Origin of the sequence: Fibrobacter sp., from assembly GCF_045131395.1 — a bacterium.
Classification (GTDB): Bacteria; Fibrobacterota; Fibrobacteria; order Fibrobacterales; family Fibrobacteraceae; genus Fibrobacter.
Map to the genome: position 1 here is coordinate 61,336 of NZ_JBGUQY010000046.1, position 26,183 is coordinate 87,518.

The following is a 26,183-nucleotide window of genomic DNA, read 5'->3' on the forward strand; positions in this document are numbered from 1 at the left end:
GAAAGATAATAAAAGGCCATTTTTACCCTTAACAGCTGATGTAAAAATTCCTAAATTTGGCCGCGTTCCTAAGATTGGAGACCCCAAATGCCCAATATTAACGCCAAAGAGTCCGTCAAGAATTTCCTTGCTGGCGTCAAGACGACCGTTACTCCTGAATTGTTCCGCACGATTCGCAGGGGCTACGACAAAAAGAACTTCGTAAGCGACCTCATGTCGGGTTTGATCGTGGGCATTCTTGCCCTCCCGCTGGCCATCGCTTTCGCCATCGCTTCGGGCGTGGGTCCGGAACAGGGCCTTTACACGGCCATCATCGCCGGCTTTACCATTTCGCTGTTGGGTGGTTCCCGCTTCCAGATTGGCGGCCCCACGGGCGCCTTCATCGTGATTGTTTACGGCATCGTGAGCCAGTACGGCTACGACGGCCTTGCTTCGGCCACCCTTTTGGCCGGTATCCTCTTGATTATTTTCGGTCTTGCCAAGTTTGGTGCCATCATCAAGTTCATTCCCTTCCCGGTGACCGTGGGCTTTACCGCCGGTATCGCCATCATCATTGCTCTTGGCCAGGTCCCCAACTTCTTCGGTCTGCGTTTCCTTTCCAAGGACCCGGCAGACGCCGTGGGTAAAATCAAGCTTTACGCTTCTTCTTTGGATACCATCAACATTTATGCCGTGATTGTGGGTCTTGTGGCCTTGGCTGTTTGCATCTTGTGGCCGAAGATTACCACGAAGGTTCCGGGCTCCCTGATTGCCATTATCGTGGCTACGGTGCTGGTGAAGGTTCTGGGCTGGGACGATCCGATTTCGGGCCACGGTGTGATGACCATTGGCATGAAAAACCACATTCCTAGCGGTTTCCCGGTTCCGCATCTCCCGAACATCAGTCTCGAAATGATGCAGAAGGTGTTCCAGCCGGCTTTGACGATTGCTATTCTCGGTGCTATTGAATCCCTTCTGTCTGCCGTGGTGGCCGACGGTATGACCTCTACCAAGCACCGCTCCAATACCGAACTTTTCGGTCAGGGCGTTGCCAACTTGCTCTCCCCGATGTTTGGCGGTATCCCTGCTACGGGTGCTATCGCTCGTACGGCGACCAACATCCGTAACGGTGCCGTGAGCCCGATTTCTGGCCTGGTGCATGCCATTGTACTTTTGCTCATTATGCTGGTGCTCGGTAAGTACGCTGAAATGATCCCGATGGCAGCCCTTGCCGCCGTGCTTTTCCAGGTCGCATTCAACATGTGCGGCTACCGCAGCTTTATCAAGATGTTCAAGGCTCCCAAGAGCGACGTTGCGGTGATGCTCGTGGCCTTCTTCTTGACGGTGATTATCGACCTCACGGTTGCTATCGAAGTGGGTGTGTTGCTTGCTGCAGTGCTCTTCATTAAGCGCATGAGCGATGTGGCAGAAGTTGAATCTGTGACTTCCGCCCTCAAGGAAGATGACGAAGAAGCTGCCCACAATGATCTTAGCCGCCAGGTGCCGAAGGGCGTGGTGGTTTACGAATTGGCCGGCTCCCTCTTCTTTGGTGCGGTCGACAAGTTCAAGGATACCATGGCCCGCATTTCGGACAAGCCGAAGATTCTTATTCTGCGTATGCGTAGCGTGTCCAGTATCGATGCTGCCGGTATCCAGATGATTGAAGACTTGCTGAACCGTTGCAACCGCGAAGGTACGCAGCTGTTGCTCTCTGGCGTGCATGCCCAGCCGGTGGTTGCCTTGACTCGCGCCGGAGTGCTTAAGCAGCTCGGCGAAGAAAACGCTCTCGGTAACATCGATGCTGCTCTCAACCGCGCCCGCGAACTCCTTGGTCTCCCGATTGTGGACGCCTCTCACGAAGTGCAGCCTGCACCTACGGTTTCTTGGGAAAGAAACCTTGATAAACCTTGGATGCCGGAAGAATCCAACGCAGCAATTGCTGAAGAAACTCCTGAAGTTATTGCCGAAAAAATGATGGATGAACCCGTCGTAAAAATCGAAGAAAAGACAAAGTAATTACTTGAGGCGACATCTCATTCTTGTTGATGAGATAGAGCTGAACGGCCTGTAAGTTTTAAGTAATTTTGTGACGGAAATCGCAATGTGATTTTCGTCTCTTTAATTATATTGGCTTAATATCTAAATTATGGGCATGACTAAGAACATTACTCTACAGTCTGCTCAAAAAGCAAAAATCTTCTGGAACTTCACTTTCAACTATCTGGTTGCATTTGGCGGAGTAACCTGGGTTCTCATCCACTGCTTCTGCTAAATTTTTGCTATCTTTGGCGCCATGTTTAAAATTGGCGTCATGGCTTCCGGAGGCGGAAGCAACTTTAAGGCGATTATTGACCGCATTGGCGAGGGTGACCTCGAAGCTCAATGTAAGTTTTTAATCACTAATAACGGGGGTTGCGGTGCTGTTTCTCATGCAGAATCCTACGGGATTCCCGTTTTCCATATCTCTGGCAAGACTCATCCAGATACGGCCGCTTACGAGGCCGCTATGCTCGAAGTCATTGATCGCTACGACATTGACTTGTTGATTTTGGCGGGCTACATGAAGGCCTTGCCTGTAAGTCTTATCAATAGACTTCCGGATCGCATCTTGAACATTCACCCCTCGCTTTTGCCCAAGTATGGCGGCAAGGGCTTTTGGGGTATTCACGTGCACGAAGCGGTGATTGCCGCCAACGAAAAGGAATCGGGCCCTACGGTTCACCTGGTCAGCGAAGAAATAGACAAGGGCCGCATTCTGGCCCAGACCCGTGTGCCTGTAGAAGAAGGCGATACGCCGGAAACGCTGGCTGCTCGCGTGCTGGTGCAGGAACATGAGTTGTACTGGCGTACCATTCGCGACTATGCCAAGCAGGTGCTCAAGTAATGAAGTTTAAAGTCCCGGCATTTCTCGAAGGAATCGAAGCTCCTATCGAAGGCGAAATCGCCATGCGCAATTTCGCTGTCTCCCAGATGGGGGAGAATGCCGTGGTCGTGGGCATAGACGAAGTGGGCCGCGGCCCCTTGGCGGGCCCCGTGGTGGCTTGCGCCGCCGTGCTGAAGGCCGCCGACATTATGCCGGCCCTGAACGATTCCAAGAAACTTACGCGTCCTAAGCGCGAAGCCATGTACCAGGCTGTGCAAGACGCTTGCGAATGCTTTGCCGTGGCAAGCGCCTCGGTCGAAGAAATTGACCGCATGAACATCCTGGAGGCGGACTTCTTGGCCATGCGCCGAGCCCTGCAGGCCCTTGGAATGCCCGGTATAAAAGAATCTGCCCCTGAAATCCCGATTTTTCAGAAAGGAATGCTGCCCGAGGCGTCAAAGGTCTTGATTGTTGTCGATGGCAACTTGAAAATCCATGGAATTCCCGAAGAATTGCAGATTCCCGTGGTCAAGGGCGATGGCCGCATCGCAAGTATCTCTGCGGCTTCCATTCTGGCAAAGGTTTTCCGTGACCGCTATATGGATGACCTGGAAAAGCGTTACCCCGGTTATGGCTTCGACAAGCATGCCGGTTACGGCACCAAGGCGCATTTGGAAGCTATCCGCCGTCAGGGGATGACCCCTGAACATCGTAAAAGCTTCCACCCCAAGAGCTTACAGACCGAACTGGACTTGTAGGCCCTTTTTTGTAAATTTTTATTTCTTACGATTTTATTGCAATTTTACCTTATTCATGGGGTCTTTGGCTCCGTCTTTTTGCTATATTCTTGCCAAACAACAAGTTACGCTTTTTCCTGTAATGGGAGGTGATTTTGAACAATTCGGTTCCTTTACTCCAAATGCTGACGCAGTCTGATATCACGACGATTGTCATTTTGGGCATTTTGGCGGTTATGTCGCTCGGTTCGTGGGGCATCATTATCGTGAAGTACATCGTGAACATGAAAAACCAGCGTGCCAACGTGGTGTTTTTCCGCAAGTTCGTGAATGTGCGCCAGTTCGTGGAACTGCAGAGCCTTTGTGAAACCGCAGACGACAGTGCGCTTAGGAGCCTTACGTCTGAAGTGCTTAAGGAAGCTTCCAAGTTCAGTAATTTCGTGAGTTACGACTCTATCCAGCACCGTGCCTCGCTCCTGGAAGACACGATTCAGCGTTCTATTGAAGGCCTGCGCCTTACCGAAGACCGCTACTTGGGTTTCTTGGCCACATGCTCCAACCTCTCTCCGTTCTTTGGTCTTTTGGGTACGGTGTGGGGCATTATGGTTGCCTTCTTCCAGATCGGTCAGCATGGTTCTGCAGACCTGACCGTGGTCGCTCCGGGTATCGCTATGGCCTTGATTACGACTGTGGCTGGCCTTGTGGTTGCAATTCCTGCCTCTGCCGGCTATAACTATTTTACCGCCCGCAACGGACAGAACGAAATTTCGTACTTCAACTTTGGCTCCCAGGTGCTCAGTCTCTTTAAGCGCGGTGACTTGCTCGCCCTTGAAGAAGTGGCCGGCTAGGAGGCTTTGTGAAGCGCAGTCGCGGAAAAGAACTTAAGCAGGAGATGAACCTGACGAACATGATCGATATCGTGTTCGCCATCCTTATCGTGTTCATCATTTCTGCGCCTCTCATGAGTCAGGGTGTCAAGGTGGACTTGCCTAAGGCAGAAGCCCCGACCATGGAGCAAGAAAAGCTTTTGAAGGTCTCGATCACTAAGAACGAGGAACTCTATATCGCCGACATGATGGTGGACTTTAAGAGTTTTAATAACGTGTTCAAGTCGCTCTGGAATGGCGAGATGGCCGTGGTCATCAATGCCGATGAGTCCGTGAACTACGGCCTTGTGATGAAGGTGGTGACCCAGGTACAAAAGCTCGGTGTGACAAAGCTTGGATTCTTGACGATGAATCCCAAGGAAAAACCGGGAAAGAGATAGGTGAGCGCAGAGAGAAACATCCAGTATTTTTCGTCTGATGATGACGGAATGATGGTGAAAATCATCGTGTGTGCGGTGGTTTTCCATTTGCTCATTGCGGGCATTTGCATTGCGTTCCATTTTGTGAATTTCAAGCATGAACCGGAACCGATTCCGGTGTTCGAAATGGTGCAGGTGCAACAGCCTGTTCAGCCGCGTCCGCAGCCGCCCCGCCCCAAGCCGGTGGAGCCAAAGCCGGAACAGCCTAAGCCTATTGAGCCCAAACCCAAGCCGGAACCGAAGCCCAAGGTCGACCAGCAATTGCCGCCGGAACCCAAGGTGGAGGAAAAGCCTCCTGAACCGGAGCCGGTGGAAGAACCGCAGCCGGAACCCGAACCAGAACCGGAACCGCAGGATGATTTTGAAGTGGACGACCTGGACTTGCCCGCAGCCGTTGAAGCGCCCAGCTTGAATCCGGTGGGGTCTGTAGACATGGACCCGCTGATGCAAGTTTATTTGGAACGTTTGAAACAAATTATCATGAGCAATTTTAATCCGCCCTCCAACCTGAACGTGCGTCGCGACGTAAAAACCACGGTGCAGTTTACGGTGGACCGTTTTGGCGGCATTACGGCGATTACGCTCAAGCGTAGTTCCGGTAACAAGACTTGGGATCATTTGTCAGTTCGTGCAGTACAAATTTCTAAGGTTCCTGAACTTCCGCCTAATTTTAGAGCCCCTTCGTTGGTGCTTCACTTTAATTTTACACCAAATTAAGGTGTTGGGTGGTTTGGAACGTAATAAAATTGTATTATATTGAACAAACGAGTGGATTAGAATGGATAAGATGAAATTTTTTGTACGAGTCGCCGCCCTTGCGCTGGCATTGCTGCCGGCTGCATCGTATGCGACCATCGATACGATTGCCGTTGACGTGGGTATTTCGGTGTTCAAGACGATGCCCATAGGCGTTGTTCCCTTTGCAGAAAAGAAATCCATTGACTGGATCGAAGAAAAACCGCACCTGATTGTGACACGCGATGCCAACCTCTCGGGCCGTTTTGACGTTGTTTCTTCGGACAAGTTTGACCTGCCGTTGTTCAGCAAGACCCATGCCAAGCACTATATTACGGGCAAGGTGACTCCCGTCGGCAAGATGCTGAAGGTGGAATGTTTCCTGTACGCTTCGCAAACCAAGGACCTGATGCTTGGGGAATCTTACTTGGTGGAACAGAAGGATATGCGCCGTGCCCTGCACCAGTTCTTTGACCAGGTGATTTATCGTCTTTGGGGTGAACGGGGCGTGGCGACGACTAGACTTGCCTATGTGTCCAAAATGGACGGAATTAAGCAGGTGGTGGTCTCTGATTACGATGGTTTCCATCGCAGCCAGATTACCCGCGACACGACCATCAGCATGATGCCTGTCTGGATGAAGGGCAATGTCGGACTGTACTATGTGAATTTCAAGACCCACCGCCCGAAGCTTTATTCCAAGACTTTTGGCGGTGTTGAACGTGCCGTGTTCCCGCATTTGGACCAAACATACAGCCCGGCTGTGAACCCGAAGACGGGTGAACTCCTGTTCTCCAGCACGGTTGACGGCAAGACGGATTTGTATATCGGTAACCCGGAAACGGGCAAGGCTAAAAAGTTTGCTTATTTGAAGTCCAACCAGACCAGTCCTGCCTGGAGTCCCTTCGCTTCTGAAGTGCTCTTTACCAGCGACCGTGGCGGTGGCCCGCAGATTTTTGCCATGGGCAAGGACGGTTCCGATTTGCGTCGCGTGACCTTTATGGGCCGTTACAATGAACGTGCCAGCTGGTCGCCTGAAGGTGATCGCATCGCCTACACTTCTATGGATGGCGGTCACATGAACATTTATACCTGCGCTCTCGATGGTTCTGACATCGTGCAGCTCACCAGCAACGCCGGTAACAACGAACATCCTACTTGGTCGCCCGATGGCAAGCTGATTGCTTTCTCCAGCAACCGTAGCGGTTCGTACCAGATTTACATTATGAGAAAAGATGGCTCCAACGTTACGAGAATCACCAATTCCGGTGAGAATACTTCTCCGACGTGGTCCTTTTTCTATGACGATTTTAAACAACCAAAAAAGGAAGGTAAAAAATGAAGAACTTTGTTAAACTCGCTGTAGTGGCATCTGCCGCAGCCCTCTGCCTCGTTGCTTGTGCAAAGAAGCAGCAGCCTCAGACCGAACCGGAAGCAGAACCGGCTCCTGCCGCCGTTGCTCCGGCTGCAGAACCCAATGCTGATTCTCTGGCTGCTGAACAGGCTCGCCTGGAAGCTGAACGCCTGGCTGCCGAACGCGCCCGCTTGGAAGCTGAACGCGCTCGTCTCGAAGCCCTCATCAACCAGATCATGAGCGAAGACGTGTACTTTGACTTCGACCGTTCTGAACTCACCGAAAAGGCTAAGGAACTCCTGGCTCAGGTGGGCGAACTCCTGATCAAGGAAGAACGCTTCACGATTACGATTGAAGGCCACACCGATGCTCGCGGTACCGAAGACTACAACTTCACTCTCGGTGCAAAGCGTGCCATGAAGGTGAAAGAATTCTTGATCGCTTACGGTATCGATGGCAAGCGTATGGAATCTGTGAGCTATGGTAAGGAAGCCCCGAAGGTTGAAGGTGCTACCGAAGAAGCCTACTCCCAGAACCGTCGCGCCAATTTCCGCGTGAATATCAAAGAGTAATGCAGAATTAGATATGAGGAATTAGGAACTGGATGGCTCCTAATTCCAAACTCCGAATTCAAAATTAAATAAAAGCTCATGACTAACTTGAAACTACTTACTGCGGGTTTTGCCGCGCTTGTCTTCGCGGGGTGCAGCCAGATGACGGTGCTCCGTACACAGGAAATGAAAGCTGTAGGCTCTGAGGTCGAACAGCGTTTGGATTCTGTGGCTGCACAGCTTCAGGCTCAGAACGATTCTTTGCGTGCAGAGCTGGATGCGTCTCAGCTTGCGCAAAAGCGTATGCAGGCCGAAATCACTATGCTTTCTCGCCGTGTCGCAGACGAGTCTGAACGCAATGATTCCAGACAGGAAGAAATCATCTACCGCTTGGATATGTTGCTCGGCAAGTCCGACAAGATCCTGGCGAAGAAGGTGGTGGTAAGCGGCGCTCCGGCTCCGGTATCTATGGATAGCCTGGAACGTGAAGCCGAAAAGCTGGTGGAAGCCGAAGCCATGTTCAACACGGCTCGCTCCGATTACCATCGCGGTGAGTTCAAGTTGGCCTACAGCGGATTCAAGCAGGTTTATGAGCAAATGAAAGAAGGCGAACTTGCTGAAAATTCGCTTTACTGGATGGCTCTTTGCTTAATTGATGTGAACCAGGTGGACAAGGCTAAAAAGGTCTTTGCTCGCATGTCGGAAGCCTTCCCCGACGGACAGAAGACCTGTCCTGCGTTGTTCAAGCTTGCTGGCCTGTATGGCGATGAATGCGACATCAATATGCAAAAGCAGTATTTGCAGAAGATTCTTTCTATCAAGTCTTGCGAAAAGTCTGCCGAATTTGAGCAGGCTGCCGAAATGTTGCAGGAAATCTTGGAGAAGGAAGACAAAAAATCTGCTGGTGAATCTGTAGAAAGGTGCGTGCCTGTAGTTCGTGAACCGGTAAACCCGACTTCCCGCGCAAAACCCGCGACGGAAAAGGCTCCGGAGCCCACTGCCAGCGCAACGGCTGAATCTACGGAAGCAGCCCTGTAAACAAGCAAAACTACGTTTTGAATATGAGAAAAGCCCGGCAATTTAGCCGGGCTTTTTTTATCAAGTTCAACGATTGTATTACGGTTCGTCGGCGTCGATGATGACTCGCTCAACTTTGGCGCCGAGGGTAGCCATCTTCGCTTCGAAATCTTCGTAGCCGCGGTCTAGGTGATAGATGCGGCTTATTTTTGTTTCGCCTTCGGCAATGAGGGCGGCGAGGACGAGCGCGGCAGAGGCGCGCAGGTCGGAGCCCATCACGTCGGCGCCAGAGAGCTTTTCTCCGCCCTTGATGGTGGCGGTATTGCCGTTGAGCGAAATATTTGCGCCCAGACGTTGCATTTCGGCCACATGCTTAAAGCGGTCGTTGTAGACAGTGTCCTGGATGACGCTGTTGCCGGGGACCGAAAGGAGCGTTGCCATGAGCGGCGCCTGCATGTCGGTGGGGTAGCCCGGGAAGGGAAGCGTCTGGATAGTAATCGGCTTGAGCTCCTGGCCGCGGGCATCGACTTCGGCCCAGTCGGGGCCGACTGTCACCTTGCAGTTCATGTCGCGGAAGGCGTCAAGCGTGGAGGCGATGTGTTCGGGAATAATCTTGTTCACGCGAACGCGGCCACGCGTAATGGCGGCACCACAAAGGAATGTGCCTGCTTCGATACGGTCGGGAATGGTGACGCCATTACCCGGGCGTAGAGTTTCTACGCCCTGCACCGTAAGGGTGCGCGTGCCGCGACCCTGAATCTTGGCGCCCATACCGATGAGGTAGTCGACCAGGTTGTCAATTTCGGGTTCCAAGGCTGCGTTCTGCAAGACGCTGGTGCCCTTGGCTAGCGTTGCGGCCATCAGCACATTCACCGTGGCGCCCACGCTGGAAATCGGGAAATGGAATGTACCGCCCGGGAGGCGGCCGTCGCAAGTGGCTTCCACATAACCGTGAGTCACCGTAATCTTGGCACCGAGAGCTTCCAGGCCCTTCAGGTGCAAATCCACAGGACGCGGGCCCCAAGCGCAACCGCCCGGGAGCGAAACGCGGCAGCGGCCAAAGCGTGCCACCAGAGGACCAAGCACATAGAAGCTGGCGCGCATGGTTTTCACCAGTTCGTAGGGGGCTTCCAGGTGGTCTGCATTTCGAGTGTCAATCTTTAAGGTGTGAGCTTCGCCGCTGATATGGCAACCGATCACGCGCAGCACATCGGACATGGTCTTCATATCCTTGAGGTGCGGAACATTGGTGATTTCGGAAACGCCGTCGGCGAGGAGAGCTGCTGCCATCACGGCAAGGACTGCGTTTTTAGCGCCGGAAATTTCAACTTCGCCGTCGAGCGGCTTTTTGACTTGCGGAACAATAAACTGATACATATTTGATTCAGATTTCGAAAAAATTTTCTGCTTGAAAAATTAGCAATCCTTTTTGCTTTCGTCTTTCGGTTGCAGGTCCGAAACGACGCTCTGTCGCCTGTTGTACACGACTCTCGTGCGGGCGATATGGTCGTGCAGGGCGCGGCGCTTGGGGTCTACCATCACGATTAAGTAGCCGATACCGTAGAACATGAGCGTGACTTGCGTAATCAGGCTTGCGATAAAGCGGATCGAAGAAACCATTACGTTCATCTTTTCGTCGTGGGCGGCTTCTACGTGAATCTTCATGAGCATCTTGCCGGGAGTTGCCGACATGAAGGCCGTAAAGGCCACAAAGTAAACGGCCTGGATTACACCCCAAATAACCAGGAACAGGTGTACGCCCGGAATGTCAATGACCTTGTTGAGGGCTTCTTCGGAAGTGGGGGTGCTGATGTATGCATTCATGGCATCGCCAAGAGTGTTCAAGTCGATTGCCTGAATTGAATTCATAATCATCAGAATCAAGACGCCGATTGCGGACAAAATAACGTTGTCGACAACGTAGGCGATGGCACGGATAAAGAATCCCGCGTAGCGTTTGCCCTTGTTATGCTCGGCAATAATGGCTTCCAGGGCGGCCTTGATCTGCTCTTCTTCGGAAAGCGGAACTTCCTTGGATTCTTCGGTGTCTTTCCAGGCGACCCAGGCTTCCATGCCCGAATGCCATACTAAAGTTTCATCCTTGATGACGCCGTCTTTTACAAAGTCCCTGATTTCGTCGATATTATAGGGACCTTTGCGTCTTTCTCCGTCTGTAACGGTTTCATCTATATAGTACCAAATCATGATGAGCCATAATTTAGAAAAAAAGCTACATTTTGGAGGTATGATGAATTTCAAGATTGGCCAACGCTATGTAAGTCAATCGGAACCTGCACTCGGCCTAGGCATTGTGACCGAGGTGCAAGACCGTATTGTTAGAATTTCGTTCCCCGCTGTAAGTGATGTCCGTTGCTATCGTTCCATGGGTGCTCCAGTGGACCGCTTTGAACTGTCGGTAGGCGATACCGCCAAGAGCGAAAAGGGAATGTCTTTTACCGTTGAATCTGTAAAAGAAGTGGATGGCCTGCTCGTTTATACGGGACGTGCTGGTCGTTCCATGAAGGAATCCGAACTGAGCGGAAAAATTTCGATTGCCCGTCCGGCCGACTTGTTCAAGGCCCTCATGGAAAATCGCGTGTCGAACAATGTGCAGTTCGGTCGTCGCGAATCGGCCATGGAACTTTCTTGCAAGTGGATTTCTTCGCCGGTGCGCGGCATGATTGGCCCCCGCACCTCCATGATTCCGCACCAGTATTACCTGTGCCAGCGCGCTTGCGATAGTTCTACGCTCCCGCGCCTGATGCTTTCTGACGAAGTGGGCCTCGGTAAGACCATTGAAGCCGGCATGATTTGGCATGCGCTCAAGTCTCGTGGCCGCCTGACCCGTACCTTGATTATTGTGCCCGAAACCCTCAAGCACCAGTGGCTCGTGGAAATGAAGCGCCGCTTTAACCACCTGTTTACCCTGGTGGACGAAGGCTACATCAAGGGCCTGTTTGTGAACGATGACGACGACCGCCCGAATCCTTTTACCATTGCAAACGATATTATCTGTTCCATCGACTTCTTGATCAAGCAGCCGGCCTTGATTGAAGACTTGCTCAAGACCAATTGGGACATGGTGATTATTGATGAAGCCCACCACCTGGTTTGCGAAGACGGATTTACCAGCCACGAATACCTGCTGGCCAATGCCGTTATCCAGCGTTCCAAGGGTGTGTTGCTTTTGACGGGTACGCCGCTGCAGTTCCATCCGGAATCGCAGTTCAACCGCCTGAAGATGCTCGACCCCGTGCGCTTTGCGGACTACAACAGCTTTATCAAGGACCAGGACGCTTACCGCAAGTTGGTGAACGAACTTTCGAAATTGCCCACCGACCCGGGCCAGACCATGAGCTGGGACGACTTGAATGAATGTGTCCCGAAGAAATCCATTATTCGTCCCTGGCTTGAACAGGAAAGCGCCAAGAGCATGCCTGCCGACGAATGGATCCGCCGCATTGTAGATGCCGTGGGTACAGGTTCCGTGGTGTTCCGCAACACCCGTAAGGGCGTGGGCGGATTCCCGAAGCGCGTGCTGGATGAAATTCCGCTGGAACCCAACAAGAACTACCGCGACATGGTGAACGTGGCCGCCGAAAACGACCTGGACATGTCTACCGACATTCAGGAAAACGGCCTCCTCTGCACCAGCTATTCCGACGCTTGGGCGCTGGACGAACGTTATGTGTGGCTCAAGGGATTCTTGAAGGAACACGCTAACGACAAGGTGCTCCTGATTTGCGAATCGATCCAGGTGGTTCAGGCTCTCGAAACGCTCTTGAACGAATACATGGGCGAGGGAGCCTTCTCCATGTTCCATGAGAACATGACCATTATGGCCCGCGACAAGGCCGCCGCAAACTTCAGTAAGGAAAATGGCGCGAACCTGTTGATTGCATCTGAAATCGGTTCCGAAGGCCGTAACTTCCAGTTTGCCCATCACTTGATTCTCTTTGACTTGCCGCTGGATGCCGCTCTCGTGGAACAGCGTATCGGTCGTTTGGACCGTATCGGTCAGACCGAAAACATCATCATTCACGTGCCTTACGTGAAGGGCTCCGGCCAGGAAGTCATGTTCCGCTGGTACCACAATGGCTTGAATGCATTCGGCACACCGATGATGAGTGGTGGCGAACTCTTCCTCAAGTACACCGACGAACTGATTGCCGCTCTTGCCGAACCTCAGGCACTTTTGCAGAACTTTATGGACACGGTGATTCCGCAGGTCAAGAAAGACTGCGACACCATGCGCAAGAATATTGAAAAGGGCCGCGACCGCTTACTGGAATTCAACTCCCGCAACCCGGCGAAGGCAAAAGAAATTACCGATGCCATCTTGAAGATTGACGCCGACAAGGATTTGGAAACGTTGGTATTCTCTTCGCTCATGGACCGCGGTCTTGAAATTGAAAAAAGCAAGATCAAGGGCTGCTACGTGATTAGCATGGGCACCCAGGTGGAATCGGGCTCGATTCCTGGCATGCCGGAAACCGTGGGCATGGCTGGCGCCGGTGGTGGCGGCCGTGTGACTCAGGCTGTGGGTAATTTTGAAGAAAGCTCGGGCGGTGGCGACGAAGACGCTCGCTTCTGCGATACGTCCAGCTTGACGGTGACCTTTGATCGCAACGTGGCCATGGTCCACGACGAAGTGGACTTTGTGAGCTTGGAACACCCGCTTTCTCAGGGCGTCATTGACTTTGAAACGTCTTTGGATAACGGTGCCGTGGCCTGCAACATTTGGCAGAACTCCGGAATGCGCGGACTTGTGATGCAGTACAATTTCGCGGTGGACTTCTCGGTGGCCGAAGAATGGGGCGTGTCTGACCTGGCGGGCCCGCGCTACATTAGCGTGCTCGTGAACCCGTCTGGTGAAGACTTGACCGAAAAGGTACCGGAACTGAAGACCGCAAGCTTTAAGGATGTGCCTGTCCCGCAGGGCAACGCTGCCGTGAACATGACGCTCAAGTATTTCGGTAAAGAAGGCTTGGCTATCGCACGCCGCGTGGTGTCTGCCAAGGCAAAGGAAATTGCCGAAGGTGCCGCTGCCGCTGTGGAAGCCCGCGCCGAACAGGAATACCAGCGCATGAACCATTTGTTGAGCATGCGTGGCAAGGCTGGCAATAACGCCCAGCTGCAACAGCTCCGCAAGAATGCCCAGGAATGGAAAAAAGTGATTTCGAACCCGCAACTTCGCCTAGATGCTATTAGGCTCTTGGTGTGTAGGTAAATAAAGGTGTCACCCTGAGCGCAGTCGAAGGGTCTCAATAGGTTTATTATGAGCGAATTAAGAAAGAACATTTTAGATGAATCTCGTCGCATTGTCGTAAAGATTGGTTCCCGTATTTTGGTGGATTCCGAAAAGGGCGGCGTGCGCACTCGCTATATCCAGAAGCTTGCCGATTCTGTGGCTCGCCTTATGGAAGCGGGCAAAGAAGTTGTGGTGGTGACTAGCGGTGCCGTGGGTACGGGCATGAGCCAGTTGGGCTACAAGGAAAAGCCGACGGTGCTCGCCGAAAAGCAGGCATGCGCTGCCGTGGGCCAGATTGACTTGATGTATGCCTACCGCGAAATGTTCCGCTGGATGCAGCTTTCTGTAGGCCAGATTCTTTTGTCTGCCGAAGACTTCCGCGACCGCACCCGTTACAAGAATTTGCAGAACACTATCAAGGCCATGCTTGCCCGTAAGATTGTTCCGATTATCAATGAGAACGATTCGCTGGCCGTGGCAGAAATCAAGGTGGGTGATAACGACAAGCTTTCGAGCGATGTGGCTCTCTTCTTGGATGCCGACTTGCTCTTGATTTTCACGGACGAAGACGGTCTCTTCGATGACAATCCGAAGAAGAACCCGAATGCCCGTTTGCTCCGCTTTGTGCCCGAAATTACGCCTGCCGTTTTGGCCCTTGCCGGTAAGCCCGGTGAAACGGGTTCTGCCGTAAGTACCGGCGGTATGCGCAGCAAGCTGGAAGCTATCCGCAACGTGACCAAGAGCGGTTGCAATGCGTTCCTCGCCAGCGGCATGAAGGTGTTGCCGCACCAGGTGATTTTTGAAAACGCCGAAGGAACCCTGTTCGTGGGTTCCAAGAAAAAGCTCAATAGCCGTCAGCGCTGGCTCAGCTTCGTGACGACTCCGCGCGGTGCCGTGGTGGTTGACGAAGGCGGCGTGAAGGCTCTGCGCGAAAAGCATTCGAGCTTGCTCCCCGTTGGCGTGTGTGCCGTGAAGAAGCACTTTGACAAGGGCGACCTGATTGAAGTCTTGAGCCCGGAAGGCGAAGCGGTGGCCCGTGGCGTTGCGAAGTTCGACAGCGAAACTTTGAAGCTGGTGCTCCGCAAAAAGACTGCCCAGGTGCATGAGCTGTTGGGCAAGAACGTTCCCGACGAACTCATCCACAAGAACGATTTGGTAGTCTTTTAATCGATCGTCATTCCGGCCTTCGAGCCGGAATCTATTCAGCAATTTTAGTATCTTGGTAAGCGTATGGAAGAAAATCAGAATTTGGACGATTTGGCCGAAGAATCGGCGGAACTCCCGAAAGTCGAGAGCCAAGAGGACTTGGCCCGCATTATCCAGGCGCTCGTGTTTGCGTCTCCTGACATTGTGACTCTTAAGAAGCTTCGCGAAATTCTGGGCGACTTCTTGGATGCCCGCTTGGTGTCTGACGCCCTGATTGCGGCAAACGATTCGCTGAACAAGATTAATTCCCCGTTTGAGATTGTGGAACAGGCGGGCGGTTACCGCTTTAGAACCCGCGCCAAGTATTACCCTTGGGTGCGCAAGTTGTTCCCCGAAGCAAACGCACGCCGTTTGAGCCAGGCCGCTCTTGAAACGTTGGCGGTGATTGCTTACCAGCAGCCGATTACCAAGGCTGCCATTGAACAGGTGCGCGGTGTGTCGTCGGTGGACGGCCCGATCCGTAACTTGTTGGACAAAGGCTTTATTGCTCTGGGTTCCCGCGCCGATACGGTGGGCAACCCCTATACTTATGTGACCACGCAAGAATTCATGAAGTATTTCGGCATCAATCGCATTCCCGAAGATTTGCCGAGACTCCGCGAATTCAGCGAACTTTTGGAAGCGGGTGCCTTGGTACCGCAGTATGCGAAGCCCGAATCGGTTAGCCCCGAAGAACCCAAGCAGCCCGAAGAAAATCCGGACCAGGTTGAATTGTCGATGGGAGATGCCTAATGGCTGTAACCCCGTTAATGCAGCAGTATTACGAGATCAAGAAACAGAATCCCGGCTGCATCTTGTTTTTTAGAATGGGCGACTTCTTCGAACTTTTCGAAGATGACGCTGTCATTGCCTCTAAGATTTTAGGACTTACCCTCACGAGCCGCAACAACGGCGCCTCGGGAGCGACCCCTTTGTGTGGATTCCCGCACCATGCGGCGGACCGTTACGTGCCCAAGATGGTGGCAGCCGGATACCGCATTGCCATTTGCGAACAGGTGGAAGACCCGAAGCTTGCAAAGGGAATCGTCAAGCGCGACATTGTTGAAATCATCAGTGCCGGCACCGCCATGGACGAATCCAACCTGAATGCGAAAGAGGCCAACTACCTTTGTGCCTTTATTCCTGAAAAGGAAAGCGTCTCGTTTGCCATTGCCGATGTGACCACCGGTTACCTGTCGGCTTGCAAGAGCTCGGTGCAGGCTTTTGAATGCGAATTCTGCCGTCGCATGCCTAAAGAAGTGGTGGTGCCCGAAGGGACCGTGATACCTTCTGGTGTCATGGATTTGATCCGCTCCGAAAACATTCTGGTCACGGAATTGCCGGCCTTTATGTTTGGTGAAGACCAGGCGAAAGATGTGCTGTTTGCGCACTTCAAGGTAGAAGCCTTGGATGGCCTTGGCCTGGATGGGCGAGTGGTCGAAACCCAGGTGACGGGCGCTTTGCTCCAGTACCTGATGGACCAGAAAAAGTCCGAACTGTCGCATTTTACGACGCTTGAGATTTTGAATCTCGACGACTACATGACTCTCGACCCGAGTACGCTGCGTAACTTGGAACTGGTGCGTCCGCTGAATGCCGACGATATCAGCAGTACCCTTTGCTATGTGCTGGACTTTACGGTGACAGCCATGGGCGGGCGTAACTTGAAGGATTGGGTGAGCCATCCGCTGATTTCGGTGGACCGCATCCGTGAGCGCCAGGAAGCTGTCGATGAACTGGTCAACAATCCGGTCGCTCTTGACGAGCTTAAGGAATCGCTGACTTCGATTCTCGACATGGAACGCCTCATGGGCCGCGTCGGTTCTGGCCGCGCGAATGCCCGCGACTTGGCGGGCATGGGCCGTTCGCTTTCGCAAGCGTCTAAGGTGGCCGATGTTCTTGAAGGATTGAATTCGCCGATTTTTGAACCCATGCGGACGGCCCTCATTGCCGCCCGCGGCCGCGGTGAAGAACTCCTCTCGCAGTTTAACGATGACTTGCCGCTGACTGTGCGCGAGGGCGGCATGATTCGCGCGGGTGCTAACGCAGAACTCGACGCGATGAACGAAGACATCAAGGAACGCCGCGAATGGATTGCTTCCTTGGAAGTTCGCGAGCGCGAACGCCTCGGCATCCCGAGCCTTAAAGTGGGTTATAACCGCGTGTTCGGTTACTACATCGAAATCACCAAGGCTCAGATGGCGAAGGCCACGGCCCCGATTCCCGATGAATATATCCGCAAGCAGACGACGGTAAACGGCGAGCGTTACATTACGCCCGAGATGAAGGAATGTGAATCCATCATCAGCAACGCCGAAGTCAACATTCACGCTCTCGAATACAAGATTTTCTGCGAACTCCGCGAACGGGTGAACGGCTGGCGTGCCGAACTTCAAGAAATCGCTAACGCCATCGCCCACGTAGATACGCTCTACAGCTTTGCCCGCGCCGCCCGCAAGTACAATTACGTTTGCCCCGAAGTCTTCGAAGGCTCCGGTATCGAAATCAAGGGCGGTTTCCATCCGGTAATCGTCGCGGTGAATTCCGATCTGGACTTTATCCCCAACGATGTGAACCTTTCTCCCGAAGCCACGCGCCTCATGCTCATTACGGGCCCGAACATGGCCGGTAAATCCACATACCTGCGCCAAACGGGACTCATTGTGCTCATGGCGCAAATCGGTTGCTTCGTGCCTGCTGAAAGTGCCCGCATCGGTGTAGTGGACCGCATCTTTACCCGCGTGGGTGCCAGTGACCGCTTGAGCCGCGGCCTTTCGACCTTCATGGTCGAAATGATTGAAACGGCGAACATCTTGCGCAACGCCACTTCCCACAGCTTGGTGCTTCTCGATGAAATCGGTCGCGGTACCAGTACTTTCGACGGACTTTCCATTGCTTGGGCCATTGTGGAAACCTTGCACGACGAACCCGCCCGTGCCGCCATCACGCTGTTTGCAACGCACTATCATGAATTGACGGGTCTGGTGGATAGCCTTGAACACGCCGGAAACTTCCAGGTGGCCGTTCAAGAAAAGGGCGACAAGCTGCTCTTCTTGCACAAGATTCTGGAAGGCGCTTGCGATTCCAGCTATGGTATTCACGTGGCCGAAATGGCGGGCCTCCCGAACAACGTACTCCGTCGCGCTCGCAAGATTCTGCTGCGCCTTGAAAAGCAGAAGATTGACCCCAGCGATGGCGCTACACACAAGAAGCTTATGGAAAAACCGCAGGTGGACCTATTTGCTCCTCCTGACGAATCCACGCAGCTCCTTAAGGAAGAAATTCGTCGCTTAAAGCCCGAAGAGATGACCCCGATTCAGGCTCTCCAGTGCCTGATGGACCTCAAGGAACATTACGGCAAGTGAGTCTGCCATGATCGACTTCGCCGCTTTACAAGAGTTTGTCTATAGCAACCGAATCGTGGATTCGACGATTCATGGACTTTCTCATTGGCGGCAGGTGGAATTCAACGGTTTGCTTCTCGCGCCTATTACAGGTGCCGACGTGACGGTCGTGCGTCTGTTCGCACTCTTTCATGACTGCAAGCGCGAAGATGATGGCTACGATGGCGAACATGGCGAGCGTGGAGCCGCCTTTGCCAAGGAATGCTTCGAAAAAGGCCTTCTCGAAATTACGCAGGAACAGTTCGACAAACTGTATCACGCCTGCTTTTACCACACCAAGGAACATCAGACCGATGATCCGACTATCAACACCTGCTACGACGCTGACCGTCTAGATCTCGGCCGCGTGGGCATGTCGCTTAATCCGAAAAAGATGGCGACAGCTCCGGGTGCAAGAATCGCCCACAAGTCATTGCGGGCGAATGTTGATGTCTACAAAATGCGCGAGTGGCTTAAAACCATCGCGCTATAGAATTAATTTTTTCAATCTGTGAGCAACAAAGCCCTCGGGTGTTAACCGAGGGCGGTTGCGAGAGCGAGGCGATATCACATTCTTGTTTATGCGATAGAGCCGAGCAGTCTTTATAGTTCGGGCTGCTTGCCGGTGAGGCGCACGAAGATTTCTTCGTACTTGGCGAGCGTGTTCTTCACGACGTCAGCCGGAATTTCCGGACCCGGATAGGTCTTGCCCCAGTCGAGAGTTTCGAGCCAGTCACGAACGTACTGCTTGTCGAAGCTTTCCTGGTTCTTGCCCACCTGGTACTTGTCTGCCGGCCAGTAACGGCTGGAGTCCGGAGTCAGCACTTCGTCGATGAGGATGGTTTCGCCGTCGATTTCACCGAATTCGAACTTGGTGTCGGCGAGGATGATGCCCTTGGAGGCGGCGTAGTCGCGAGCCTTCGTGTAGATGTCGAGGGACATGTCACGGAGAGTAGTTGCAACCTTTTCGCCAACGATATCGAAAGTCTGTTCGAAGCTGATGTTTTCGTCGTGGCCAACGTCGGGCTTGGTGCTCGGCGTGTAGAGCGGCTTTTCGAGCTTCTGGCAGAGCTGCAGGCCTTCGGGGAGAACATGGCCGCAGATCTTACCGGTCTTCTGGTAATCCTTCCAGCCAGAACCCACGATGTAACCGCGCACGATGCATTCCACGGAATGGCGGTTGGCCTTCTTCACGATCATGGAACGGCCACGGAGGTAGTCGGCGTGCTTCTTGAGCACGGCCGGGTATTCATTCACGTCGGCGGTGATGAGGTGGTTCTTCATGCCGAGGTGCTGGAACCAGAACAGCGAAAGCTGGTTGAGGATTTTGCCCTTACCAGGAATCGGGGTGGGGAGCACCACGTCAAAAGCGGAAAGACGGTCGCTAGCGACCATCAGGAAGCTGTCGCCCAGGTCGTACATGTCGCGTACTTTACCCTGGTGGAACAGCGGAACTTCGGTAATGGGGGTTTCGAATTTTAAGCTCATAGTGCAGAGCAATTTAGAAAAATCTGCCTAATAAGGCAAGATTACTTGTTTCTGTCGCAATCGCTTGGCGATTAAAGTTCTCTGTACAGCGTAAGCTGGCGTCCGCAGTTCAAGGCGACGCGAATCAGGTCGTGAATTCTGTCTTTCCGTTCCGGAAAGTCTACCGGGTGGAGTGCGATTCGCGGGAGCCCGACGGGGAGTTTCAGAATGGTTTCTCCGTACTTGAATGCGGTCTTTTGCATGAAGTTCGGGATGCCTGCGAAACTGGCGACGGGGGAGGAATAGCGCTTGCCTTTTGCCGTAACGAGGGCGTAGCGGTCTTCGTAAAGCATCTTTTCGGCGTGAACCTGGCTCGGCAAGAACTTGTTGCTGTACCAGGTGGGCGGAATAAATGCAGGTGGCCGTTCGGCGGAATCGCCCAAAAGGGTGTTCCAGGCGTCTAGGCCGGCGTGCAGTAGCCTGCTAGATTCAAATTCGCTGAGGCCTGCAAACTCGGCTTCACCATTGGTCAAGTTCATTCCGATAAGGCCTGCGTAGCTGCGGCCCTGGCTGAATTCGGCCTGGTGCTTGTAGCCGTGGAGGGCTAGTTCAAATCCGTCAGCTTTCAGTTGCTGTAAAGTCTTTTTAAAGCCATCGATGGCGTCTGGCGTTGCGTTCTCGGTATCGGGAATGACCAGTACGCTAAAGGGGGCTCCGGCAAGATCCTTGAGTTCTTCAAGAATAGGAGCTACCTTCTGGTAGTTCCATACGCTGAAATCGTGAAAGCATAGGAGAAACTTGCGAGCCATGCTCCTAATATAGATTAAAAGTGGTTGATGGCTACTTATTTTTTTATCTTTTCGCTACTATGTTCGAATCTATCATTCTCGGCCTTTTGCAGGGCCTCGCCGAATTTCTCCCCATTTCTAGCTCCGGCCACCTGGTGATCGGGCACGAACTTTTAGGCATGAACGAAGCGGGCATGTTTTTCGATATCATGCTCCATGCCGGCACTCTCCTTTCGATTTTCGTGGTCTTCCACAAGAAGATTACCGACATCATCGTGGGTTGTATCCGCCGTAACCCCGAACAGCTGCGCGAAGCGGGATACATTATTCTTGCCAGTATCCCCACAGCGATGATTGGCCTTGGCTTCAAGGACCTGCTGGAAGGCCTGTTTGAAAATCCCCGCGCCGTGTGCGTGGCCGAACTCTTTACCGGTATTCTGCTTTTCACGTCCCAGTGGGGCGCAACCGGTGCCAAGCACCCCGATAACGAAGGCGTCAAGATGAACTGGTGGCGTGCCTTGGTGACGGGCGTTGTGCAGGGCATTGCCTGCATCCCGGGCATCAGCCGTAGCGGCTCTACCATCAGCGCCATGATGTTCATGGGCGTGAACCGCAAGTACGCTGGCGAATTCAGCTTCCTCATGAGCATTCCTGCCGTGGGCGGTGCTGCACTCCTCGATTGCATCAAGTGGATCAAGTGCCAGACCATGACCCCGGAAAAGGCTCTCCTTGACCCCGAAAAGGCCATGAAGTGCGCTGATGCCGGTGGCTTTACCCCGGAACTCCTGGTGGGTATGGTCGTCTCGTTTATCTTCGGCATTATCGCCCTCAAATGGCTTATGACCTTCTTGCAGAAGGGCAAGTTCCAGCACTTTGCCTGGTACGTCTGGGCCGTGGGTATCCTCGGACTGATCTTCATCTAAGCAGTAAGTGATTTTTCTAAATAAAATACCCCTAATAGGGGTATTTTTTGTTTATTTTTACAATAAAAAGAAGAGGGAAAATATGAATACCAAGTTTTTTGCAGCAATGCAAATTTTTGCATTGCTTTGGTCGGGCTGTAGTAATATGGCCGATACTGATGACATCGTCTTTGCAGAAACGGTCGAAGTTGAAGAATCCATTACTGGAACGGATTTTTCAAGTCCAATGCAATTTGATTCCGTTTACGTATTCAAGACAGATACTCTGTTCATAAGCAAGACTGATTCGATTATAGTCCACAAACAGGATACCTTGCGCATCGAAAAAAACGACACTCTCGTTGTCTTGCAGAAAGATACTTTGGTGATAACACAAACCGACACAATCGTCATTGACAACACTTCTCCATCCGGCACGGGCATACTGGATTTTAATCCCCCTTCTACCATCATCCCCATTATGGAAAATCTAGTGCATCAAAAGAGATCCGCTGGATACAAACCGCTGCAACAGCAAATCGTTCTACTTCACTTTACAGATATCCATGGCGATGAAGAAAACCTTAAGCGGATAAAAGAGTTTAAGGACGCGTATTCAGAATACATTGACGAAGTTGTTCATACAGGTGACGCTCTTTATGAAGTTTGGGCCGATTCTTTTGATTTTTGGTCAAGAGCAGGAGCAGACGAATTTTTGAACACACTTGGCAACCATGACGTAAATTTTTTTGACAAATCATGGAAACCTTTGGAAGTCTCGACTCAAGAAGTATATAACAGATTTTTTGCGCCATTCGTTTCTTCTTGGAAAGTATTTCAACCGGAAAATGCCGAAGAGAAAGCTCTAATGTATTATTACAAGGACATTGATAAGGGGTCTGGGCTTGAACGCGCGAAACTCAGAATTATCGTTCTTGACGAATACCACTGGGACGGCGCGCAAGCTGATTGGCTGACAAATGTCTTGGAGAATGCAAGGGTAAATGACTTTGCAGTTATTATTTGTCGGCATGAAGGTTTTGACGCAATACCATTAAAAAACAATCCCTTTTCTTCTCTTGAACATATTGGCTCCGCCACATCTCTCCAAGAAGCGCAAATCGCCGTCGACGAGTTTATGCAGAACGGAGGTGAGTTTGTCGTATGGCTCGGCGGTCATGGTCATCAGGATGCGGTTGGTAGGTTGCCCAACTTTCCCAAACAAATTATTTTCCTTGGAGACCAGTCCAGCATGAATTGGACTGGCTGGAATGATTCTTGGAGAGATGCTGGGACTAAGTCCCAGGATTGTTTTACCTTGATTGGCATAGACCGATTCGAAAAAATTGTACGGTTTGTCAGGATTGGAGCCGACAGAGATCGATACGAGCGCCCTAAGGAAAGCATGAGTATCAATTATGGAACCTCGGAAGCGCTTTTTCCTGCCGAATGACAATTCTTTGGCACGGATATTGCATTTTCTTTCGCGAAAACAAAGCGGAAAAGCAGCTTTTGTTTCAAAATGAAACGCAATAATGCTCTTTCGCTTCAAATTTTAACGATAAATGGAGATAAATAATGGCAACAGAGAAGATGGAATTCCAGACCGAAGTTCGCGACATGCTGAACTTGATGATCAACTCCCTTTATAGCAACAAGGAAATCTTCCTCCGCGAACTAGTTTCCAACGCGGCGGATGCTCTCGACAAGCGTCGTTTCCTTTCCCTCTCCAATGCAGACCTTTTGCCCCAGGGCACGCAGCTGCGCATCGACCTTTCGGTGAATAAAGAAGGCAAACGCATCGTTGTAGAAGACAACGGTATCGGCATGAACAGGGAAGACCTGATAAACTGCCTGGGCACCATCGCTCGTAGCGGCACCAAGAACTTTATCAAGAGCCTCAAGGAAGGCGACAAGGGTTCTGTGGATCTCATCGGTCAATTCGGTGTGGGTTTCTACTCTGTATTCATGGTCGCCAAGAAGGTCGAAGTGCTGACCCTGAAGGCCGGCGAAACTCAGGGCTACATGTGGTCCTCCGAAGGTACGGGCGATTTCGAAATTTCTGAAGCCCCCCGCGACAAGGTGGGTACCAAGATTACGCTTTACCTGAAGGATGACGAAGACGCCGAAGACTTCGCCAGCGAATGGAAAATCCGTGACATCGTGCAGAAGTACAGCGGCTTCGTAAGCTACGGTATTTACTTCCACCCGGAACCGACCAAGAACGACAAGGGCGAAATCGAAGAAAAGCCCGAAGAACGCTTGAACGAAAAGCAGGCCCTGTGGCGTCAGAGCGAAAAGGAAGTCACCGAAGAACAGTACAAGGACTTCTACAATGTCATTTGCCACGAAGCCGACGAACCGGCTGCCTGGAACCACAGCCACGCCGAAGGTTCCCAGGAATTCTGGAGCTTGGTCTACATTCCGTCTAAGGCTCCGTTCAACATTTGGCACAACGATGCTTTGCATGGTCTGAAACTCTATGTGAAGAAAGTCTTTATCATGGACGACTGCAAGGACTTGCTGCCGCCATGGTTGCGCTTTGTGCGCGGTGTGGTCGATAGCGAAGACCTGCCGCTGAACGTCTCCCGTGAAATCTTGCAGAACAACAAGATCATCACCAACATCCGTAAGCATGTGATTAAGAAGGTGCTCGATACCTTGCAGAACATGGCCGACAAGGATGCCGCCAAGTACAACGCTTGGTGGCGTGAACTGGGCATGGTGCTGAAGGAAGGCTTCTACATGAACTGGGAACATCTTGACGAACTCAAGAAGTTGCTCCGTTTCGAAAGCACCAAGACCGAAGGCGACGCTCTCGTGGGCCTCGACGAATACGTGAAGCGCATGCCGGAAGGCCAGAAGGAAATCTACTACCTCATCGGCGACAAGAACGCCGTGAAGTCTAACCCGATGCTCGAGGCCTTCAAGGCCAAGGGTTACGAAGTCTTGCTCATGAGTGATGGCATCGACGAATTCATGATGTCTAGCCTCCAGGAATTCGGCGACAAGAAGTTCCACGACATCGCCCGCGGCGACGTGGACTTCGAAAAGACTGAAGACGAAAAGAAGGCTGAAGAAGCCAACAAGGGTATCTTCAAGGGCCTCTGCGAAAACCTGCAGAAGGTCTTGGACGAAGACATCAAGGAAGTCCGCGTGTCTAGCCGCCTGAAGGATAGCCCCTGCTGCCTCGTGACAAGCGAAGACGCCATGAGCGCCCAGATGGAACGCATGATGAAGGCCATGGGCCAGAAGAACTTGCCGAAGTCCAAGCGCATCTTGGAAATCAACCCGACGCACCCGATTTGCGAAATGCTCAAGAAGAAGGCCGAAGCAAACGAAGACTTGGGCGATTGGCCGAAGGCCCTCTACGGTCAGGCTTTGCTTGCCGAAGGCTCTCCGCTGCCGAACCCTGCTGAGTACGTCTCTGCAATTACAAAATTGCTGACCGCCAGCGTGAAGTAAGTATCATTGCGCAAAGCGCAATCCATTGAAAAAAGACTGCGATTCATTCGCGGCCTTTTTTGTAATACGGATAAATTTTAGAACGCTTCTCTCAGGTCAATGGTAATGCCGATGTGCTTGCCGTCTACGAGCGAAAGGTCTGCGCGGGCGTAAAGCTTTTCGCTCTTGTTCAGGGCCAGGCGGCCGCCAAAGCCTACGGAGTAATGCACTTGGCGGTTGAAAAGTTCACTAAAGTAGGGCGCCGATTGCAATGCTTCGCCAAAGATGACTCCTGCAAAACGCCAGAAGAGCGGACGGCGGAATTCCAGCTGCCAGATTAGGGCTTGCGTGTCGCTCCAGATTCCAGATTCTACACCGCGGAAACGCTTGGTGCCATCGGGGCCGGCGAGTCTTCCGAGGGGAACGTTTTCGCCGCGGCTCTGCCTTGCGTAAAGGCCTGCGGCAAGCGATGTCTCCCAGAAGAGGGGAGAGTAGAATCTTGCATCCAGCGTTTCGGTGTGGTGACAGAAATCTCCGCCGAAGAATACTTCTTCAAAGCTTGCGTAGTAGCCTTTGGTGGGCCAGTTCTTGTTGTCGCTTTTGTCGATGACAAACAGGTAGCCGCCGCCCAAGAAGTACCCGTCGCGGAAAGTCTTGGGGTAGCTTTTGTCCAGCTCGTTGTCGCGGGCTTCGCCTTCGATAACGACGCCGTAACGGAATGGAATGTTGTTCGGAATGCCGAAGTTCATTTCGAAGGGGATGCGAGCGTAAACGAAGGAACTGTTATATTCGTCGATCGGTTCGAAGTCTCCGCGAGCGCCTCGTTCAAAAAGCGAGTATTGCCACTTGTTCAAGTTTAGCTTGGCGGAAATATGCAGGTGGTCGTGGAGCAGCCACATGTTCGGTGCGTATTGGAATTGGTACTGCCCGCGAGTGGTGCCGCGTGCGATAAAGTCCATGGACGAAATGTTTTCGCCTTCTTGGAACGGCTTGAAGAACAAAACGAATACGGCACCGTATTGAATCTTGGTTTCTTCGGTGTAAGCGCCGAAGGGGAGTACCGAGAATCGCTGAAATTCGTCTTGTGCATGAGCGCAGATGGCAAAGACTAGGCTTGCGATTATGGCGTATACGAACTTCATGGCACAAGTATAGTAAAGGTTTATTTGTTATATTTTGGAAAGAACTGAATCAGGCGACGTGAAAGTCGCCACAACCCCC

At 52.2% G+C, this 26,183-nt stretch carries 22 protein-coding genes; 17 read left to right on the top strand and 5 right to left on the bottom strand.

What is annotated here, in order from left to right; genetic code table 11:
- Positions 1 to 87 precede the first annotated feature (87 nt).
- From ACJMNB_RS11445 to ACJMNB_RS11485, 9 genes are all read left to right on the top strand, one after another.
- Positions 88 to 1,995, top strand: coding sequence for a SulP family inorganic anion transporter (locus tag ACJMNB_RS11445; protein WP_405342551.1), 1,908 nt, complete (start codon positions 88 to 90; stop codon positions 1,993 to 1,995).
- A 277-nt stretch (positions 1,996 to 2,272) separates the two neighbouring features.
- Positions 2,273 to 2,863 (top strand): phosphoribosylglycinamide formyltransferase, encoded by a 591-nt coding sequence (gene purN, locus ACJMNB_RS11450; RefSeq protein WP_405342553.1) that lies wholly within the window; start codon positions 2,273 to 2,275, stop codon positions 2,861 to 2,863.
- Positions 2,863 to 3,600 (top strand): ribonuclease HII, encoded by a 738-nt coding sequence (locus ACJMNB_RS11455; RefSeq protein ID WP_405342555.1) that lies wholly within the window; start codon positions 2,863 to 2,865, stop codon positions 3,598 to 3,600. The genes purN and ACJMNB_RS11455 overlap by 1 nt, the downstream gene beginning before the upstream one ends.
- Before the next feature lie 161 nt (positions 3,601 to 3,761).
- Positions 3,762 to 4,427, top strand: a complete 666-nt coding sequence (locus ACJMNB_RS11460) for a MotA/TolQ/ExbB proton channel family protein (RefSeq protein ID WP_405342557.1) — start codon at positions 3,762 to 3,764, stop codon at positions 4,425 to 4,427.
- Positions 4,428 to 4,435: 8 nt separating this feature from the next.
- The gene (locus tag ACJMNB_RS11465) at positions 4,436 to 4,846 is read left to right on the top strand and encodes an ExbD/TolR family protein (protein ID WP_405342559.1); all 411 of its coding nucleotides are present in this window, start codon (positions 4,436 to 4,438) and stop codon (positions 4,844 to 4,846) included.
- The gene (locus ACJMNB_RS11470; RefSeq protein WP_405342561.1) at positions 4,847 to 5,602 is read left to right on the top strand and encodes an energy transducer TonB; all 756 of its coding nucleotides are present in this window, start codon (positions 4,847 to 4,849) and stop codon (positions 5,600 to 5,602) included.
- A 70-nt stretch (positions 5,603 to 5,672) separates the two neighbouring features.
- Entirely contained in the window at positions 5,673 to 6,962 is a 1,290-nt protein-coding gene (locus tag ACJMNB_RS11475) for a translocation protein TolB (protein WP_405342563.1), read from the top strand.
- Entirely contained in the window at positions 6,959 to 7,546 is a 588-nt protein-coding gene (locus ACJMNB_RS11480) for an OmpA family protein (RefSeq protein ID WP_405342565.1), read from the top strand. Before ACJMNB_RS11475 ends, ACJMNB_RS11480 begins: the two co-directional genes overlap by 4 nt.
- Before the next feature lie 78 nt (positions 7,547 to 7,624).
- Positions 7,625 to 8,563 (top strand): tetratricopeptide repeat protein, encoded by a 939-nt coding sequence (locus ACJMNB_RS11485; protein ID WP_405342567.1) that lies wholly within the window; start codon positions 7,625 to 7,627, stop codon positions 8,561 to 8,563.
- 78 nt (positions 8,564 to 8,641) lie between these two features.
- On the opposite strand, the gene murA is transcribed toward ACJMNB_RS11485, so the two are convergent.
- Complete coding sequence (gene murA, locus ACJMNB_RS11490; protein ID WP_405342569.1) at positions 8,642 to 9,919, bottom strand: UDP-N-acetylglucosamine 1-carboxyvinyltransferase; 1,278 nt, start codon at positions 9,917 to 9,919, stop codon at positions 8,642 to 8,644.
- Positions 9,920 to 9,958: 39 nt separating this feature from the next.
- Entirely contained in the window at positions 9,959 to 10,747 is a 789-nt protein-coding gene (locus tag ACJMNB_RS11495) for an RDD family protein (protein WP_405342571.1), read from the bottom strand.
- A 40-nt stretch (positions 10,748 to 10,787) separates the two neighbouring features.
- On the opposite strand from ACJMNB_RS11495, the gene rapA reads away from it, so the two are divergent.
- The 5 genes from rapA to ACJMNB_RS11520 all read left to right on the top strand — a co-directional run bounded on the left by rapA (position 10,788) and on the right by ACJMNB_RS11520 (position 18,854).
- Positions 10,788 to 13,772, top strand: coding sequence for an RNA polymerase-associated protein RapA (gene rapA, locus ACJMNB_RS11500; RefSeq protein ID WP_405342573.1), 2,985 nt, complete (start codon positions 10,788 to 10,790; stop codon positions 13,770 to 13,772).
- Positions 13,773 to 13,820: 48 nt separating this feature from the next.
- Complete coding sequence (proB, locus tag ACJMNB_RS11505; protein ID WP_405342575.1) at positions 13,821 to 14,960, top strand: glutamate 5-kinase; 1,140 nt, start codon at positions 13,821 to 13,823, stop codon at positions 14,958 to 14,960.
- Positions 14,961 to 15,023: 63 nt separating this feature from the next.
- Positions 15,024 to 15,731 carry an SMC-Scp complex subunit ScpB gene (gene scpB, locus ACJMNB_RS11510; RefSeq protein ID WP_073055697.1) on the top strand — a complete coding sequence of 236 codons (708 nt, stop codon included), beginning with the start codon at positions 15,024 to 15,026 and terminating at the stop codon, positions 15,729 to 15,731.
- Entirely contained in the window at positions 15,731 to 18,343 is a 2,613-nt protein-coding gene (gene mutS, locus ACJMNB_RS11515; protein ID WP_405342577.1) for a DNA mismatch repair protein MutS, read from the top strand. The genes scpB and mutS overlap by 1 nt, the downstream gene beginning before the upstream one ends.
- A 7-nt stretch (positions 18,344 to 18,350) precedes the next feature.
- Positions 18,351 to 18,854, top strand: coding sequence for an HD domain-containing protein (locus tag ACJMNB_RS11520; protein WP_405342579.1), 504 nt, complete (start codon positions 18,351 to 18,353; stop codon positions 18,852 to 18,854).
- A 110-nt stretch (positions 18,855 to 18,964) separates the two neighbouring features.
- Here ACJMNB_RS11520 and ACJMNB_RS11525 read toward each other — a convergent pair whose 3' ends face one another.
- Together ACJMNB_RS11525 and ACJMNB_RS11530 are read right to left on the bottom strand one after the other, a co-directional pair.
- A complete protein-coding gene (locus ACJMNB_RS11525) occupies positions 18,965 to 19,849 on the bottom strand; it encodes a phosphoribosylaminoimidazolesuccinocarboxamide synthase (RefSeq protein ID WP_405342581.1) in 885 nt (294 codons plus the stop codon).
- A gap of 71 nt (positions 19,850 to 19,920) precedes the next feature.
- On the bottom strand, positions 19,921 to 20,637 hold the full coding sequence (locus ACJMNB_RS11530) for a polysaccharide deacetylase family protein (protein ID WP_405342583.1): 717 nt from the start codon (positions 20,635 to 20,637) through the stop codon (positions 19,921 to 19,923).
- Between the two features lie 59 nt (positions 20,638 to 20,696).
- Between ACJMNB_RS11530 and ACJMNB_RS11535 the strand changes: the two genes are divergently transcribed.
- The 3 genes from ACJMNB_RS11535 to htpG all read left to right on the top strand — a co-directional run bounded on the left by ACJMNB_RS11535 (position 20,697) and on the right by htpG (position 24,983).
- Positions 20,697 to 21,539: an undecaprenyl-diphosphate phosphatase gene (locus ACJMNB_RS11535; protein WP_405342585.1), complete on the top strand. Its 843-nt coding sequence runs from the start codon at positions 20,697 to 20,699 to the stop codon at positions 21,537 to 21,539.
- An 82-nt stretch (positions 21,540 to 21,621) separates the two neighbouring features.
- Positions 21,622 to 22,971: a metallophosphoesterase family protein gene (locus ACJMNB_RS11540; RefSeq protein WP_405342587.1), complete on the top strand. Its 1,350-nt coding sequence runs from the start codon at positions 21,622 to 21,624 to the stop codon at positions 22,969 to 22,971.
- Between the two features lie 125 nt (positions 22,972 to 23,096).
- Positions 23,097 to 24,983 carry a molecular chaperone HtpG gene (gene htpG / locus ACJMNB_RS11545; RefSeq protein WP_405342589.1) on the top strand — a complete coding sequence of 629 codons (1,887 nt, stop codon included), beginning with the start codon at positions 23,097 to 23,099 and terminating at the stop codon, positions 24,981 to 24,983.
- Positions 24,984 to 25,060: 77 nt separating this feature from the next.
- Here htpG and ACJMNB_RS11550 read toward each other — a convergent pair whose 3' ends face one another.
- The gene (locus ACJMNB_RS11550; RefSeq protein ID WP_405342591.1) at positions 25,061 to 26,104 is read right to left on the bottom strand and encodes a BamA/TamA family outer membrane protein; all 1,044 of its coding nucleotides are present in this window, start codon (positions 26,102 to 26,104) and stop codon (positions 25,061 to 25,063) included.
- Positions 26,105 to 26,183 lie beyond the last annotated feature (79 nt).

Bases quoted from the DNA above. Each gene is read 5' to 3' on its own strand.
- ACJMNB_RS11445 (WP_405342551.1), top strand. From the start codon at position 88: ATGCCCAATATTAACGCCAAAGAGTCCGTCAAGAATTTCCTTGCTGGC.
- purN (WP_405342553.1), top strand. From the start codon at position 2,273: ATGTTTAAAATTGGCGTCATGGCTTCCGGAGGCGGAAGCAACTTTAAG.
- ACJMNB_RS11455 (WP_405342555.1), top strand. From the start codon at position 2,863: ATGAAGTTTAAAGTCCCGGCATTTCTCGAAGGAATCGAAGCTCCTATC.
- ACJMNB_RS11460 (WP_405342557.1), top strand. From the start codon at position 3,762: ATGCTGACGCAGTCTGATATCACGACGATTGTCATTTTGGGCATTTTG.
- ACJMNB_RS11475 (WP_405342563.1), top strand. From the start codon at position 5,673: ATGAAATTTTTTGTACGAGTCGCCGCCCTTGCGCTGGCATTGCTGCCG.
- ACJMNB_RS11480 (WP_405342565.1), top strand. From the start codon at position 6,959: ATGAAGAACTTTGTTAAACTCGCTGTAGTGGCATCTGCCGCAGCCCTC.
- ACJMNB_RS11485 (WP_405342567.1), top strand. From the start codon at position 7,625: ATGACTAACTTGAAACTACTTACTGCGGGTTTTGCCGCGCTTGTCTTC.
- murA (WP_405342569.1), bottom strand. From the start codon at position 9,919: ATGTATCAGTTTATTGTTCCGCAAGTCAAAAAGCCGCTCGACGGCGAA.
- ACJMNB_RS11495 (WP_405342571.1), bottom strand. From the start codon at position 10,747: ATGATTTGGTACTATATAGATGAAACCGTTACAGACGGAGAAAGACGC.
- rapA (WP_405342573.1), top strand. From the start codon at position 10,788: ATGATGAATTTCAAGATTGGCCAACGCTATGTAAGTCAATCGGAACCT.
- proB (WP_405342575.1), top strand. From the start codon at position 13,821: ATGAGCGAATTAAGAAAGAACATTTTAGATGAATCTCGTCGCATTGTC.
- scpB (WP_073055697.1), top strand. From the start codon at position 15,024: ATGGAAGAAAATCAGAATTTGGACGATTTGGCCGAAGAATCGGCGGAA.
- mutS (WP_405342577.1), top strand. From the start codon at position 15,731: ATGGCTGTAACCCCGTTAATGCAGCAGTATTACGAGATCAAGAAACAG.
- ACJMNB_RS11520 (WP_405342579.1), top strand. From the start codon at position 18,351: ATGATCGACTTCGCCGCTTTACAAGAGTTTGTCTATAGCAACCGAATC.
- ACJMNB_RS11525 (WP_405342581.1), bottom strand. From the start codon at position 19,849: ATGAGCTTAAAATTCGAAACCCCCATTACCGAAGTTCCGCTGTTCCAC.
- ACJMNB_RS11530 (WP_405342583.1), bottom strand. From the start codon at position 20,637: ATGGCTCGCAAGTTTCTCCTATGCTTTCACGATTTCAGCGTATGGAAC.
- ACJMNB_RS11535 (WP_405342585.1), top strand. From the start codon at position 20,697: ATGTTCGAATCTATCATTCTCGGCCTTTTGCAGGGCCTCGCCGAATTT.
- ACJMNB_RS11540 (WP_405342587.1), top strand. From the start codon at position 21,622: ATGAATACCAAGTTTTTTGCAGCAATGCAAATTTTTGCATTGCTTTGG.
- htpG (WP_405342589.1), top strand. From the start codon at position 23,097: ATGGCAACAGAGAAGATGGAATTCCAGACCGAAGTTCGCGACATGCTG.
- ACJMNB_RS11550 (WP_405342591.1), bottom strand. From the start codon at position 26,104: ATGAAGTTCGTATACGCCATAATCGCAAGCCTAGTCTTTGCCATCTGC.